The 13,463-nt window shown below is 67.8% G+C and carries 15 protein-coding genes; 8 read left to right on the top strand and 7 right to left on the bottom strand.

Annotated elements, in window-relative coordinates:
• Positions 1-8 precede the first annotated feature (8 nt).
• The 6 genes from WS96_RS11020 to WS96_RS10995 all read right to left on the bottom strand — a co-directional run bounded on the left by WS96_RS11020 (position 9) and on the right by WS96_RS10995 (position 6,207).
• Complete coding sequence (locus WS96_RS11020) at positions 9-1,493, bottom strand: NCS1 family nucleobase:cation symporter-1 (RefSeq protein ID WP_059832499.1); 1,485 nt, start codon at positions 1,491-1,493, stop codon at positions 9-11.
• 149 nt (positions 1,494-1,642) lie between these two features.
• Positions 1,643-2,347 (bottom strand): GntR family transcriptional regulator, encoded by a 705-nt coding sequence (locus WS96_RS11015; protein WP_059780893.1) that lies wholly within the window; start codon positions 2,345-2,347, stop codon positions 1,643-1,645.
• A gap of 309 nt (positions 2,348-2,656) precedes the next feature.
• Positions 2,657-3,595 carry a muramoyltetrapeptide carboxypeptidase gene (gene ldcA / locus WS96_RS11010; RefSeq protein WP_059832497.1) on the bottom strand — a complete coding sequence of 313 codons (939 nt, stop codon included), beginning with the start codon at positions 3,593-3,595 and terminating at the stop codon, positions 2,657-2,659.
• Between the two features lie 101 nt (positions 3,596-3,696).
• Entirely contained in the window at positions 3,697-4,293 is a 597-nt protein-coding gene (gene tadA, locus WS96_RS11005; RefSeq protein WP_059832495.1) for a tRNA adenosine(34) deaminase TadA, read from the bottom strand.
• Positions 4,290-4,691, bottom strand: a complete 402-nt coding sequence (locus tag WS96_RS11000) for a DnaJ family domain-containing protein (protein ID WP_027784729.1) — start codon at positions 4,689-4,691, stop codon at positions 4,290-4,292. Before WS96_RS11000 ends, tadA begins: the two co-directional genes overlap by 4 nt.
• Before the next feature lie 286 nt (positions 4,692-4,977).
• A complete protein-coding gene (locus tag WS96_RS10995) occupies positions 4,978-6,207 on the bottom strand; it encodes an MFS transporter (RefSeq protein WP_059832493.1) in 1,230 nt (409 codons plus the stop codon).
• Positions 6,208-6,523: 316 nt separating this feature from the next.
• Between WS96_RS10995 and WS96_RS10990 the strand changes: the two genes are divergently transcribed.
• The 8 genes from WS96_RS10990 to WS96_RS10955 all read left to right on the top strand — a co-directional run bounded on the left by WS96_RS10990 (position 6,524) and on the right by WS96_RS10955 (position 12,751).
• Entirely contained in the window at positions 6,524-7,294 is a 771-nt protein-coding gene (locus WS96_RS10990) for a GntR family transcriptional regulator (RefSeq protein ID WP_059832492.1), read from the top strand.
• Positions 7,291-9,030, top strand: coding sequence for a fumarate reductase/succinate dehydrogenase flavoprotein subunit (locus tag WS96_RS10985; protein ID WP_059832490.1), 1,740 nt, complete (start codon positions 7,291-7,293; stop codon positions 9,028-9,030). The genes WS96_RS10990 and WS96_RS10985 overlap by 4 nt, the downstream gene beginning before the upstream one ends.
• Positions 9,031-9,041: 11 nt before the next feature.
• Complete coding sequence (locus WS96_RS10980; protein WP_059780882.1) at positions 9,042-9,287, top strand: 4Fe-4S dicluster domain-containing protein; 246 nt, start codon at positions 9,042-9,044, stop codon at positions 9,285-9,287.
• Between the two features lie 134 nt (positions 9,288-9,421).
• Positions 9,422-10,417 (top strand): HEAT repeat domain-containing protein, encoded by a 996-nt coding sequence (locus WS96_RS10975; RefSeq protein WP_059832488.1) that lies wholly within the window; start codon positions 9,422-9,424, stop codon positions 10,415-10,417.
• The gene (locus WS96_RS10970; RefSeq protein WP_059832486.1) at positions 10,414-10,692 is read left to right on the top strand and encodes a gamma-butyrobetaine hydroxylase-like domain-containing protein; all 279 of its coding nucleotides are present in this window, start codon (positions 10,414-10,416) and stop codon (positions 10,690-10,692) included. Before WS96_RS10975 ends, WS96_RS10970 begins: the two co-directional genes overlap by 4 nt.
• 106 nt (positions 10,693-10,798) lie before the next feature.
• Positions 10,799-11,683, top strand: a complete 885-nt coding sequence (locus tag WS96_RS10965; protein ID WP_059832484.1) for an NAD(P)-dependent oxidoreductase — start codon at positions 10,799-10,801, stop codon at positions 11,681-11,683.
• Between the two features lie 43 nt (positions 11,684-11,726).
• The gene (locus WS96_RS10960; RefSeq protein WP_082720240.1) at positions 11,727-12,206 is read left to right on the top strand and encodes an NUDIX hydrolase; all 480 of its coding nucleotides are present in this window, start codon (positions 11,727-11,729) and stop codon (positions 12,204-12,206) included.
• A 95-nt stretch (positions 12,207-12,301) separates the two neighbouring features.
• Positions 12,302-12,751: an acetyltransferase gene (locus tag WS96_RS10955; protein ID WP_059832481.1), complete on the top strand. Its 450-nt coding sequence runs from the start codon at positions 12,302-12,304 to the stop codon at positions 12,749-12,751.
• Positions 12,752-12,832: 81 nt separating this feature from the next.
• On the opposite strand, the gene WS96_RS10950 is transcribed toward WS96_RS10955, so the two are convergent.
• A complete protein-coding gene (locus tag WS96_RS10950) occupies positions 12,833-13,456 on the bottom strand; it encodes a 2'-5' RNA ligase family protein (RefSeq protein ID WP_059832479.1) in 624 nt (207 codons plus the stop codon).
• Positions 13,457-13,463: the final 7 nt, after the last annotated feature.

Below are 13,463 nucleotides of genomic sequence, written 5' to 3'. Positions count from 1 at the left end.
CAGGCTCCTTACGCCTTCGCGCCTGCAAGCAGCCGGTAGAACCCGAAGCCGAGTGCCGCGCCGATGAACCACGAGAAATTCGCGACACCCTGCCAGCCCGGCACCATCACGCAGACGACCGCGATCACCGCGGCCGGCAGCAGTGCGGCGAGCGCGCGGCGGTTCACGCCGCCCGTGTACCAGTACGCGCCGCTTTCCGACATCGTGTACAGGTCGTCGCGCACCAGGCGGCCGCGCTTGACGAGGTAGAAGTCGGCGATCAGCACGCCGTACAGCGGGCCGATGAAAGCGCCGAGCACGTCGAGCGTGTAATGGATCACCGCCGGATTGTTGAACAGGTTCCACGGCGTGATGAAGATCGATGCGACGGCGGCGAGCATCCCGCCCGCGCGCCAGCTGATCAGGCGCGGCGCGACGTTCGAGAAATCGAACGCGGGCGACACGAAGTTCGCGACGATGTTGATGCCGATCGTCGCGATCGTAAACGTCAGCGCGCCGAGGATCACCGCGGTCGGATGGTCGATGCGGCCGACCGTCTCGACCGGGTCGGTGATCAGTTCGCCGAACACCGGCAGCGTCGCGGCGGTGGTGATCACCGTGACGAGCGAGAACGCGAGGAAGTTGACGGGCAGCCCCCAGAAATTGCCGCGCTTCACGTCGCCGAACGAGCGGCAGTAGCGCGAGAAATCGCCGAAGTTGAGCATCGGCCCGGAGAAGTACGACACGACGAGCGACACGGCGGTGATCATCACCGGAATCACTTCCGCGCCGTGATACTTGACGCCGCCGAGGTTGATGCCGATGTTGCGCCAGCCCGCGCGCCACACCATGTAGCCGGCGAGGATGAACATCACGACATAGACGGCCGGGCCCGCGAAGTCGATGAACTTCTTGATCGTCTCCATCCCGTTCCAGAACACGAACGCCTGGAGCACCCACAGCAGCATGAAGCCGGCCCAGCCGACCGCCGACAGCCCGAGGAAACCGTAGCGATGGACGTCCGCATACGGCAGCCACTGCGGAAAGAATTTCAGCACGACGATCACGAGCGCGCTCGACGCGAGATAGGTCTGGATGCCGTACCACGCGATCGCGATCAGCCCGCGGATCACGGCCGGCACGTTCGCGCCGAGCACGCCGAAGGTCGCGCGGCACGCGACCGGATACGGCACGCCGATCTGCTGGCTCGGCCGCGCGATGAGGTTGCACAGCCCGTTCACGAGACCGATGCCGACGATCAGCGCGATCAGCACCTGCCAGCTCGTCAGTCCGAGCGCGAACAGGCTGCCCGCGAACACGTAGCCGCCGACGCTGTGCACGTCCGACATCCAGAACGCGAAGATGTTGTACGCGCCCCACGTCTGATTTTTCAGGGGTGCCAAATCTTCGTTGTACAGACGTTCGCTGTACCCGTCCGGCAATGCCGGACCGCCGCCCTCGCCGCCTTCTTCCGCCGGATAGGCGCTGTCGTGCGCCACACTGAATTGAGCCATGACTTCTCCTTGACGCGGCCGGCAGGCCGCTCCACCGTCATCGATATCGCTCCGGATCGTCGCCCGGAGTCGGACCAGCGGCCCTCGGCAAACACCGCGGGCCTGCATTGCTCTCGTCGTGTGGCGCGCGGCCGGGTTCGCGTCGCCGCTCAGGCGCCGCCGAACACTTCGCGCAAATCGACCTGCCCTTGCGCGGGCCGGTCCAGCATCTTCAGTTCGACATGCTGCAGGTGGCGCGCCATCAGCGTCACCGCCTGCTTCGGATCGCCCGCCTCCAGTGCGGCGAGGATCTCGTCGTGGTCGTCGCACGAACACGGGCTGCGCCCGTGCGATTCGTACAGCGCCGACATCAGCGTCGAGCGTGCGACGAGCCCTTCGAGGCACTCGCTGAGCGTCGCATTGCCCATCAGCGTCGCGAGCGCCGTATGGAATTCGCCCGACAGCCGGATCCACGCCGCGAAGTCGTGCCGCTCGAACGCCTTGCGTTCCTTGTCGATCAGCGCCGCGACGCCCTTCAGCCGCTTGGCGCCGGGGCCGGTCGCGAGCCGCTCGACCACGGCCAGCTCGATGATCCGGCGCATCTCGAACACTTCGTGCACGTCCTGCAGCGACGGGCTCGCGACGAACGCGCCGCGGTTCGGCTCGAGGTCAACCAGTTTGTCGGTCGCGAGCTGCGCGAGCGCCTGGCGGATCGTCCCGCGCTTCACGCCGAACACGTCGCAGAGCTGCGCCTCCGTCAGCTTCGCGCCGGGCGCGAGCCGATGCTCGAGGATCGCGGTGCGGATGCGCTCGGCGATCGCTTCGGGACCGGCTGCGCCGGACGGATGGGAATCGGGCTCGTTCATGATCTGCATCGTGTGATGGTCCTCATCCTAGGATGGACATAAAGATTGTCAACAATTCTTTTGCGAGATTTCGCACGATCGGCGTGCGTCGGCGCGTCTCCATTCGGTGCAACGCGCACGAAATCCATGCACGACAAGCCTGACAGGCAATACGGAGGCCCTTCTCGTCGTATACCCTCCCGGCCATTTTGTTGACAAAAATGGTGCAAAATCAAACGTGGGTCGCGTGGGCGTCGACGAAAAACATTGACCGTTAGTTGCGCACTTACATAAAGAAAAAGGCGGGGAAACCCGCCTTTCGAATCGATCGCGTCGGCATCAGCCGAGATGCGGATAGTCCGACAGCGTCAGCCGGAACCCGTGCGCATTCGCGACCAGTTGGGCCTGCGCACCGAACGGCAGCGTCAACAGGTCGGGCACATGGCCGAACTGGAGCCCCGTGACGACCGGAATCCCGACCACCGCGCGCACCTGGTCGATCATCGCCTGCATGTCGTAGCCGTTGTCGTACTCGAACGGCCGCGCACCGGTGAACTGGCCGAGCACGAGCGCCTGCTGGCGCGCGAGCAGCCCCGACAGGTGCAGTTGATAGATCATCCGCTCGATCCGGAACGGCTGCTCGTTGACGTCTTCGATGAACAGGATGCCGCCCTCGATGTCGGGCATGTACGGCGTGCCGACCAGCGACGTGAGGATCGCGAGGTTGCCGCCCCACAGCGTGCCCGTCACGTTCGCCGTCTGCACCTGCGGTGCGTCGGCGACGATCGTCGTGCTCGGCTGCGTCAGCGTCTGCCAGAAATGCTGCATCGTGAAGTCGCTCGGCGTTTCCGCGCCGAAATCGGCCGACAGCATCGGGCCGCCGAACGTCTTGATGCGCGCCTTCGCGTACAGCGCCAGCTGGATCGCCGTGAAGTCGCTGTGACCGACGAGCGCGATCGGCTGGTCGCGCAGCCGGCGCTCGAGCCCGCGATAGTCGAGCCCGTGCAGGATGCGCGCCGCGCCGTAGCCGCCGCGCACCGCGAGCGCGATGTCCGGCAGCGGCCGCTCGGGATCGGCGAGGCGGTTCAGGTCGCCCGCCCGCTCGCCGTCGGTGCCGCCGAAACGCTGGAAGCGCCGCTGCGTCGCCTCGATGTTCTCGATGCGCTGCTGCGCGGTGCTGAGGCGCTCGAGCGCGCGGTTGATCGCGTCGGGGTCGTGCGGATAGCCGGACGGCGCCAGCAGGCGGATGGTGTAGGACGCGGCGGGCTGGAAGGACATGGCGAAAGGTGTCGGGATCGTCAAACCTGCTTAGAGGGTCCGAACCGTGTCCGGTTCACGAAAACCGTGCACGCCCGCCACGACGGGCGCGACGGCGGCGCCTATGACGCGCCTGATTCGGCGTCGCGGGCGAGTCGCGCTTCGCGCAGCGCGCGACGGCGCTCGGCGAAGAACGACTTCAGCGCGGCGCCGCACTCGTCGGCGAGCACGCCGCCGGTCACTTCGGTGTGGTGGTTGAGCTGCGGATTCGCGAATGCGTCGATCACGCTGCCGCACGCGCCCGTCTTCGGATCGGCCGCGCCATAGACGACCCGCGCGATGCGCGCATGCATGATCGCGCCCGCGCACATCAGGCACGGTTCGAGCGTCACGTACAGCTCGCAGCCGGGCATCCGGTAATTGCGCAGCTGCTGCGCGGCCATGCGCAGCGCGGCCATTTCGGCATGCGCGGACGGATCGTGCCCGCCGATCGGATGGTTGAAGCCGCGTGCGATCACTTCGTCGCCGCGCACGAGCACCGCGCCGACCGGCACTTCGCCGGCCGCGCGCGCCTCTTCGGCGGCGGCCTGCGCCAGACGCATGAAATGCAGGTCGCGCGCCGATACGGGCGCGGCTTCGTGAACGGGAGAATCGGCGGCGGGGTCAGCGGCCGCGGCGGCTGCCGAGCGGGCTGCGTCGTGCAGCGCGTCGGACGTCACATCGTCCCCGCTTCGGCGGGTGCGTCGTCGAGCCCGCGCTCGCACAGGCGTTCCGCGATGCGCCGGCAGTAGTCGCGCGGCATCACCATCGGGCCGCCGCGCAGCGATTCGAGCGCCATGTCGAGCGCGAGGATCTTCGCCTGCAGCCGGCAGCGCGCGGCGCGGTCGCTGACCGCCTGCACTTCGTCGTGCAGGTTGCGCAGCGCGCGCAGTTGCTCGACGGCCGGCGGCACGAAGCCCGCGTTCTTCAGGATACGGTTGGCCACCCGCACCTCCTCGGGCACGAGCAGGTCGTCATCCAGCGCCTGCGGCGCGCCGGTACCCGGCAAATCGTCGAACTCGCCCCGCGCGGCGGCGGCGGCAATACGTTGTTCGACCAGGGCGTCAAGCAATCTCATCAGTCAATCGGAACAATGCGGCAGGCCGAATTCTAGCAGGGTGACGCCGGTATGACAGGCCCTTCGAATATATGCTCGATATTGCGTTTTTAGGGACCGAATCGCAGCGCATGCGCGCCGATCGCCGTCACTTGCCGCTGTGCTGCGCCGCAGCGAGCCGAGCGCGGTCCGGACGCTTCCGGACGGGGGCGATGGCCTACCCGTTTTTCTCCCGCGACGATCCCGCAGGCCCCTGCCGGCCCGACCAAAACGCCAGCCGCCTGCTCTACCCGCCTTCGCCGCCCGCTTACGCAGCCACCGTTTCCGGCCGCGCTTTCGCGAACGGGCGGAACATCGTCGCGATCAGGAACGCGCCGACCCCGATCGCGAACGATCCGAGGTACAGCCAGCCGTAGCTGCCGAGCGCGTCGACGATCAGCCCGCCCGCGACCGGGCCCGCGGCCATCCCGAGGCTGCCGGCCATCGCGCAGCCGCCGATCACGGTGCCCATCATCCGCAGCGGGAAATTCTCGCGCGCGAGCACCGAATAGAGCGGCATCACGCCCGCATAGACGAAACCGAACAGCGTCGCGACCGCGTAGAAGCCGTCGAGCGAGCGCACGAAGTAATAGCCGAGCGCGCCGAACGCCTGCGCGAGCAACCCCGCCGCCAGCATGCGTTTCGCGCCGAGGCGATCGCCGAGTATCCCGAACGCGATCCGGCCGCCCATGCCCGCGAGCCCTTCCACGCTGTAGATCGACACCGCGACGATCAGCGGAATCCCGCAGGTCACCGCGTAGCTGACCGTGTGGAAGATCGGGCCCGAATGCGTCGCGCAGCAGAAGAAATTGGTCAGCAGCAATACCGCGAACTGCGGCGAGCGCAGCGCATCCGCGACCGACATCGCGGCGGGCGCGTCGGCGGACGCCGGCGCAGGCGCAGGCGCCGCGTGCGCGGCTGCAGCGTCGAGCGCCGGCGCCCGGCGCACCAGCAGCGACACCGGAATCATCACGACGGCCGCCAGCGCGGCAATCAGCAGCATCGACGTGCGCCAGTCGCGCACCGACACGAGCCATGCGGCGAGCGGCGCCATCGTCATCGGCGCCATCCCCATGCCGGCCGACACGAGCGATACCGCGAGGCTGCGGTGCGTGTCGAACCAGCCGGTCACGCACGCCATCATCGGCGCGAATATCGCGGCCGTCGCGCTGCCGACGGCCAGCCCGAAGCTCAGCTGGAACACGAGCAGCGACGGCGCGCGGCTCGCCAGCGCCAGGCTCGCCGACAGCAGCACGGCGCCCGCGACGACGACCGGCCGCGTGCCGACGCGGTCCGACAGGCTGCCCCACGCCATGCTCGCAAACGCCATCGCGATGAAGCCGAGCGTCATCGCGGCGGAAATGCCGGTCATCGACCAGCCCGTATCGCGCGCGATGGACCGCAGGAACACCGGTAACGAAAACATCGCGCCGATCGCGACGCAGCCCATCAGGCCGCCCGCGGCGACGATCACCCAGCGGTATCGGGAATCCGGCATGTGACGTGTCATCGGGTATCTCCTCGTTCGTTGCGCCATTCGCGGCAACCGGGTGTCCGCTGCATGGCGCGGCGTGCGGCCCGGTCGGTATCGATACGACGGACGACGCATCGGGAAATCGACATGCGCGGCGCATGACCTGCGGATTTTTAATTGTCGGCGCTCCCGCGCCGATCGCAGGGGTCGGATCGTCCGGTCGCCCCGCCGCCTGCCGCCCCGCTTTTCCGCAACGGGAAATTCGAAAGCAGAAATGGTTGGTTGGGGCGCGCACGTGCGCTGGCTACACTCGCCCCATCTTGTCATAACAAGTTGACCGATGACGCCACCCAACGTCGTGCCGCTGTCCGCGGCCCCGCTCTACGTGCAGATCAAGGACACGCTGCGCGCGCGCATTCTCGACGGCACCTATGCGCCGCACAGCCGGATGCCGTCCGAGCACGAACTCTGCGCGACGTTCGACGTCAGCCGCATCACGGTGCGCCAGGCGCTCGGCGACCTGCAGAAGGAAGGCCTGCTGTTCAAGCTGCACGGCAAGGGCACGTTCGTGTCGAAGCCGAAGGCCTTCCAGAACGTGACGTCGCTGCAGGGGTTCGCGGAGGCGATGTCGTCGATGGGCTACGAAATCGTCAATCAGTTGCGCAGCCTGCGCACCGTGAAGGCCAATCGCCATCTCGCGACGAAGCTGAACGTGCTCGAGGGCGCGCCGCTCGTCGAGATCCATCGCGTGCGGCTGCTGAACCGCGAACCCGTGTCGCTCGAACAGACCTGGGTACCCGAGGCGCTCGGCAAGCGCCTCGCCGGCGCCGATCTCGCGACCCGCGACATCTTCCTGATCCTGGAGAACGACTGCGGCATTGCGCTCGGCCATGCCGACGTGTCGATCGACGCGATCCTCGCCGACGACGAAATCGTCGACGCGCTGCACGTCGAGGAAAGCAGCCCTGTGCTGCGTATCGAGCGTCTCACGCACGATGCGTCCGGTGCGCCGATCGACTACGAAACCCTCTACTTCCGCGGCGACGCCTTCCAGTACCGGCTGCGCGTCGACCGGCAGAAGGCACGCAAACCTGCAAGGAACCCGCGATGAATACCCATGTGCACGAATACGACGTCGTCGTGGTCGGCGGCGGCACGGCCGGCCCGATGGCCGCCATCAAGGCGAAGGAGCGCGATCCGTCCCTGCGCGTGCTGCTGCTCGAGAAGGCCCACGTGAAACGCAGCGGCGCGATCTCGATGGGGATGGACGGCCTGAACAACGCGGTGATCCCCGGTCATGCGACGCCCGAGCAGTACACGCGCGAGATCACGATCGCCAACGACGGGATCGTCGACCAGGAAGCCGTGTACGCGTACGCCGCACACAGCTTCACGACGATCGAGCAGCTCGATCGCTGGGGCGTGAAGTTCGAGAAGGACGGCACCGGCGACTACGCGGTGAAGAAGGTCCATCACATGGGCTCGTACGTGTTGCCGATGCCGGAGGGCCACGACATCAAGAAGGTGCTGTACCGGCAACTGAAGCGCGCACGCATCGCGATCACGAACCGGATCGTCGCGACGCGCGTGCTGACCGATGCGCAGGGCCGCGCGAGCGGCGTGCTCGGCTTCGACTGCCGCACCGCCGAATTCCACGTGATCCGCGCGAAGGCCGTGATCCTCTGCTGCGGCGCGGCCGGCCGCCTCGGTCTGCCGGCATCGGGCTACCTGATGGGCACGTACGAGAACCCGACCAACGCGGGCGACGGCTACGCGATGGCCTATCACGCGGGCGCGGCGCTCGCGAACCTCGAATGCTTCCAGATCAATCCGTTGATCAAGGATTACAACGGCCCGGCCTGCGCGTACGTGACCGGCCCGCTCGGCGGCTTCACCGCGAACGGCAAGGGCGAACGCTTCATCGAATGCGACTACTGGAGCGGCCAGATGATGTGGGAGTTCTACCAGGAACTGCAGAGCGGCAACGGCCCCGTGTTCCTGAAGCTCGACCATCTCGCGGAAGAAACGATCCGGACCATCGAGCAGATCCTGCATACGAACGAACGGCCGAGCCGCGGCCGTTTCCATGCGGGGCGCGGCACCGACTACCGCAGCCAGATGGTCGAGATGCACATCTCGGAGATCGGCTTCTGCAGCGGCCACAGCGCATCGGGCGTATATGTGAATGCGCGCGCGGAGACGACCGTGCCGGGGCTGTACGCGGCCGGCGACATGGCGGCCGTTCCGCACAACTACATGCTCGGCGCATTCACGTACGGCTGGTTCGCCGGGCAAAATGCGGCCGACTACGCGGCCGGACGCGAACATGCGCCGGTGGACGACCAACAGGTCAACGCCGAGCGCTCGCGCGTGCTCGCGCCGTTGCTGCGCGAGCGCGGCCTGGCGCCGGCGCAGGTCGAGTACAAGCTGCGCCGCATGGTGAACGACTACCTGCAACCGCCGAAGGTGACGCGCAAGATGGAAATCGGGTTGCAACGTTTTGACGGAATTACTGAGGATATCGAAGAAATCAAGGCCGATAACCCGCACGAGCTGATGCGCGCGGCCGAAGTTCGCGCGATCCGCGACTGCGCGGAAATGGCCGCACGCGCGTCGCTGTTCCGCACCGAGAGCCGCTGGGGGCTGTACCACCATCGCGTCGATTTCCCGCACCGCAACGACGCCGAATGGTTCTGCCACACGTGGCTGCGCAAGGATGCCGCGGGCGCGATGCGCAGCGAGAAGCGGCCGGTCGAACCGTACGTCGTGCCGCTTGCCGACGACGAACGCGGCGCCTACGCGCAGTTGCGCATCCGCGAACCGGCCGCCCTCGCGGCCACCCTTTGAGGAGCCTTGCCATGCCCCATACCCCGCACGACATCTTCCAGCGCAGCAGCGCGCCCGTGACGATCGACGAGACGCTGTGCATCGCCGACAAGGGCTGCACCGTCTGCGTCGACGTGTGCCCGCTCGACCTGCTCGCGATCGACGTTACCAAGGGCAAGGCGTACATGCAGTTCGACGAATGCTGGTACTGCATGCCGTGCGAACGCGACTGCCCGACCGGCGCGGTCAAGGTCGACATCCCTTACCTGCTGCGCTGACACGGCGCGCCACCCGCATCGACGACAGGACGACCGAGCCGGCGTGCGTCGACATCGAGCGCCGCTGTCCCGCGCTGTTGCGCGACGCCGCCTGAGCGCGCGTACTGCCCCACTCACCGCACCGACTTTTCGCCATGACCGCTTCTTCCCCCGCTTTCCCGCTGCCCGGCATGCCGGCCGCCGATCATGCGGCGCTCGTCGCGCGTCTCGCCGCGGCCGATGCCTCGGTGCGTCGCATCGCGTTGCTCGAACTCGCCGATCTCGAGGCGCCCGAACTCGTGCCGGCGTTCGTCGCGGCGCTGCGCGACGACCCGTCGGCCGACGTGCGCAGCGAGGCCGCACGCGTGCTCGACGCGTGGGAGCAGCCCGATGTCGTCGACGCGCTGTGCCATGCGCTGCTCGATCCGGACGACGGCGTGCGCGCAACGGCCGCGCACAGCCTGTCCGAACTGAAGGACGCGGCATCGGGCGCCGTGCTGCGCCGCTGGGCCGACCGGCCCGAGCCGTTCGTGCGCACCGCCGTGCTGCGCGGCCTGCGCGAACTGCGCGACCCCGACGCGTTCGCGCCCGCACTGCGCGCGCTCGACGCGAGCGCCGCTGCCGTCCGCACGGAGGCGGTCGTCGTGCTCGGCTGGCTCAAGGACGGCCGCGCGCTGCCGCCGCTCGCCCGCGTCGCGACCGCGGACGCCGATGCCGACGTGCGGCGCGCCGCGGTTGGCGCGATCGGGTTTGCAGCGGCCGGCGATACCGCCGTCGTCACCGCGCTGCTCGCGGCACTGCGTGACGTCGAATGGCAGGTGCGCGAGGAAGCGGCTGCCACGCTCGGCAAGCTGCGCGTCGCCATTGCGCGCGACCCGCTCGTCGCCGCGCTCGACGACGATTACTGGCAAGTGCGCGTGCGCGCCGTCCGCGCGCTCGGCCAATTGCGCGATGCGGCTGCGGCACCGGCCGTCGTCGCGCTGCTCGCGCATGCGATCAGCAATCTGCGCAAGGAAGCCGCGCTCGCACTCGGCGAATTGCGCGACCGGACGACGCTGCCCGCGCTGCACGACGCGCTCGACGATCGCGACCCCGAAGTCCGCAAGGCCGTGCGGATCGCGATCGGACAGATCGACGAGGCGTCGCGATGATCGCGCCGACCGAAATCGCACTCGATCACCCGGCACGCGCACTGACGCTGTCGTGGCCTGACGGCTCGGCGCAACGCATCGGCTTCGCGCGGTTGCGCAGCGATTGCCCGTGTGCGGAATGCCGCAAGATCCGGCTCGACGGCGGCCGCATCGACGCGCGGCCGGGCCTGACGCTGGACGGCGTGGAACCGCTCGGCTACGGCGTACGCTTCCTGTTCGGCGACGGCCATGCACGCGGCATTTATCCGTGGCCGTATCTGGCGGAGATCGCGTAGCGGCGACGACGCGGCTGTCGCGGTCGAGCGGGCTGGATGGCAGGCATGCGAAAACGCTGCGATACTGACGCCCACGATCGTCGCCATCTACCGTGGGGGCAGCACCATGCAAACCGCAGTCGGATTCATCGGCCTCGGCGTGATGGGCACGCCGATGGCGCTCAATCTCGCGCGGGCCGGCACGCCGCTCGTCGTGTGGAGCCGTTCGCACGGCAACGACGATGCGCTGCGCGACGCCGGCGCGCGCGTGGCCGAGAACATCGACGACGTATTCGTGTCCTGCCGCACCGTGATCCTGATGCTCGCGAACGACGCGGCGATCGATGCCGTCCTCGCGCGCGGCACGTCCGGTTTTGCCGCGCGGGTCGGCGGGCACACGATCGTCAACATGGGTACGAATGCGCCCGAATATTCGCGTGCGCTCGCCGACGACATCGCCGCCGCGTCGGGCCGCTACGTCGAGGCGCCGGTATCGGGCTCGCGCAAGCCGGCCGAAGCCGGCCAGCTCGTCGTGATGCTGGCCGGCGCACCCGACGACGTCGATGCCGTCCGCGCGCTCGTGAAACCGCTGTGCCGCGACAGTTTCGTGTGCGGCGACGTGCCGTCGGCGCTGACGATGAAGCTCGCCGTCAACCTGTTCCTGATCACGATGGTCACCGGTCTCGCCGAAGCCACGCATTTCGCGCAGCGTCACGGTATCGACCTCGCGCGCTTCGCCGACGTGCTGAACGCCGGCCCGATGGCGAGCGACGTGTCGCGCGTGAAGCTCGGCAAGCTCGTCGCGGAAGATTTCTCGGTGCAGGCCGCGATCACCGACGTGCTGAAGAATGCGCGCCTCGTCGCCGAATCCGCGCGGGGCATCGGCATCGCGTCGCCGCTGCTCGACATCTGCCACGCGCTTTACGGCGAAACCGAGCAGGCCGGGCATGGCGCGGCCGACATGGTCGCCGTGATCCGCGCGATCGAACGGCGTACCGGGAACGCCCGATGAGCCGCGTGCACGCTCACGCGTTCGTTCGAACCAACGGATACGCATGACCCCGTCCCCAACCGGCCACGCTGCTTCCTTGCGCCCCGTTCCCGCCGTGATCGGCATCGTGCTGCGCGAACGCGACGTGCTGCTCGTGCGCCGCGCGAATCCGCCCGATGCGGGCTGCTGGGGCTTCCCCGGCGGCAAGATCGAGCCCGGCGAGCCGCTCGCGGATGCGGTCGTGCGCGAGATCGCGGAAGAGACGACGGTCGACGTGGCAGCGCTCGACACCTTTACCGCGCTGGACGCGTTCGATTACGATGCGCACGGCGCCGTGCGCCAGCATTTCATCCTGGTCGCGGTACTGTGCAGATGGCTGCGCGGCACGCCGGCCGCCGGCGACGATGCGCTCGACGCACGCTGGTTCGACATCGACGAACTCGAGCGCGACGATTTGCCGATGAGCGCGGGCGTGCGCGACGTCGCGCGACGGGCGATCGAGCGGGCGGCGGTGTTGGGCAACGCGCGTCCGCCATTCGCCTGACACTTCCGATGTCGCTTGCGTATCGGCGCGATGCGTTCGTTCCGTCACGAAGCCGGCGACCTGCCGACCGCCACCGAATCACAACCCATCAAACCATGATCAGAATTCGACGATCCACCGAGGCCGACGGCACGCGCGTGCTGGATATCTGGCGCAACGCCGTCGACGCCACCCATCACTTCCTGAGCGACGACGATCGCCGCGCGATCGAATCCGAAGTCGTCGCGTTTTTGCCGGGCGCGCCGCTCGATCTGGCCGTCGACGAAACCGATCGCCCGATCGGCTTCATGCTGCTCGACGGCAGCCACATGGAGGCGCTGTTCGTCGATCCTGAACACCATGGCACGGGGGTCGGGCGGCGGCTGGTCGAAGAAGCGCTCGAGCGCCATCCCGATCTGTCGACCGACGTCAACGAGCAGAACGAAGCGGCGGCGGGGTTTTATGAGCGGCTCGGATTCGAGCGCTGCGGGAGGTCGGAGGTGGATGGACAGGGGCGACCTTATCCGCTGATTCATCTTCGTTATCGCGGAAGTGGTCGGGACTGAGCCGGAGTCCGGGCAGGAACGGGACACGGCACCGGCCCGGACCGGACGCGCTGAAACGACACCGCCCTTGCGGTATCGCGATTATCCCGAGGCGTTGCCGGTCGTCAGCGGCCAGCGCCCCAACACGTCGTAGTGCGACTTGCCGAGCCAGCTATCGATCAGGACGAAGTCGAACACGGTCCAGGTAATCGGCTCGATCCGATACTCATCGGGCCTCCGTGCGCCATACATCAGCGTCACGTGCGGGGTGAAACCCGACGGAAAAACGCGCACGCCTGCCCGTTTCAGCGCCTCTCGCAACTGCCGCCGAAAATCGATCAAGCCGTCCAGACCGGTCTTCCCCATCAGCACCAGCGGCTGATGACCGGGACGCCCGTTGAAGCTGACGATCTTGTCGAACGTCACGGAGAAAAACGGCACGTCCATGCGGTCCGCCACCGCACGTGCCCGTACAAGGGTAGCGCCCGGCACGTAAGCAAAGTCGCCCAGAGAACCCAGCGTGATGTGCAGACGCTCGGTGCCCACCAGACTGTCCTTCTCCAGCCGCATGCTTTCGGCAAGGCCGGCAATGCGCGCCGCCGTGGCCGGATCCGGCATCACGGCGAAAAAGAAGCGGTGCACGGGAGCCGGCGGCGGCGCATCGAATCCGGGTAGCGTCAGTTGAGTCACGGCAGCATGTCCGACAGGCCTGGAGCGAGATTTCATTATCGTC

It is taken from the genome of Burkholderia sp. MSMB1835 (assembly GCF_001526365.1).
GTDB lineage: Bacteria > Pseudomonadota > Gammaproteobacteria > Burkholderiales > Burkholderiaceae > Burkholderia.
This window is presented reverse-complemented; position numbering and strand designations above follow the sequence as displayed.

Bases quoted from the DNA above. Each gene is read 5' to 3' on its own strand.
- WS96_RS11020 (WP_059832499.1), bottom strand. From the start codon at position 1,493: ATGGCTCAATTCAGTGTGGCGCACGACAGCGCCTATCCGGCGGAAGAA.
- WS96_RS11015 (WP_059780893.1), bottom strand. From the start codon at position 2,347: ATGCAGATCATGAACGAGCCCGATTCCCATCCGTCCGGCGCAGCCGGT.
- ldcA (WP_059832497.1), bottom strand. From the start codon at position 3,595: ATGTCCTTCCAGCCCGCCGCGTCCTACACCATCCGCCTGCTGGCGCCG.
- WS96_RS11000 (WP_027784729.1), bottom strand. From the start codon at position 4,691: ATGAGATTGCTTGACGCCCTGGTCGAACAACGTATTGCCGCCGCCGCC.
- WS96_RS10995 (WP_059832493.1), bottom strand. From the start codon at position 6,207: ATGCCGGATTCCCGATACCGCTGGGTGATCGTCGCCGCGGGCGGCCTG.
- WS96_RS10990 (WP_059832492.1), top strand. From the start codon at position 6,524: ATGACGCCACCCAACGTCGTGCCGCTGTCCGCGGCCCCGCTCTACGTG.
- WS96_RS10985 (WP_059832490.1), top strand. From the start codon at position 7,291: ATGAATACCCATGTGCACGAATACGACGTCGTCGTGGTCGGCGGCGGC.
- WS96_RS10980 (WP_059780882.1), top strand. From the start codon at position 9,042: ATGCCCCATACCCCGCACGACATCTTCCAGCGCAGCAGCGCGCCCGTG.
- WS96_RS10975 (WP_059832488.1), top strand. From the start codon at position 9,422: ATGACCGCTTCTTCCCCCGCTTTCCCGCTGCCCGGCATGCCGGCCGCC.
- WS96_RS10970 (WP_059832486.1), top strand. From the start codon at position 10,414: ATGATCGCGCCGACCGAAATCGCACTCGATCACCCGGCACGCGCACTG.
- WS96_RS10965 (WP_059832484.1), top strand. From the start codon at position 10,799: ATGCAAACCGCAGTCGGATTCATCGGCCTCGGCGTGATGGGCACGCCG.
- WS96_RS10960 (WP_082720240.1), top strand. From the start codon at position 11,727: ATGACCCCGTCCCCAACCGGCCACGCTGCTTCCTTGCGCCCCGTTCCC.
- WS96_RS10955 (WP_059832481.1), top strand. From the start codon at position 12,302: ATGATCAGAATTCGACGATCCACCGAGGCCGACGGCACGCGCGTGCTG.
- WS96_RS10950 (WP_059832479.1), bottom strand. From the start codon at position 13,456: ATGAAATCTCGCTCCAGGCCTGTCGGACATGCTGCCGTGACTCAACTG.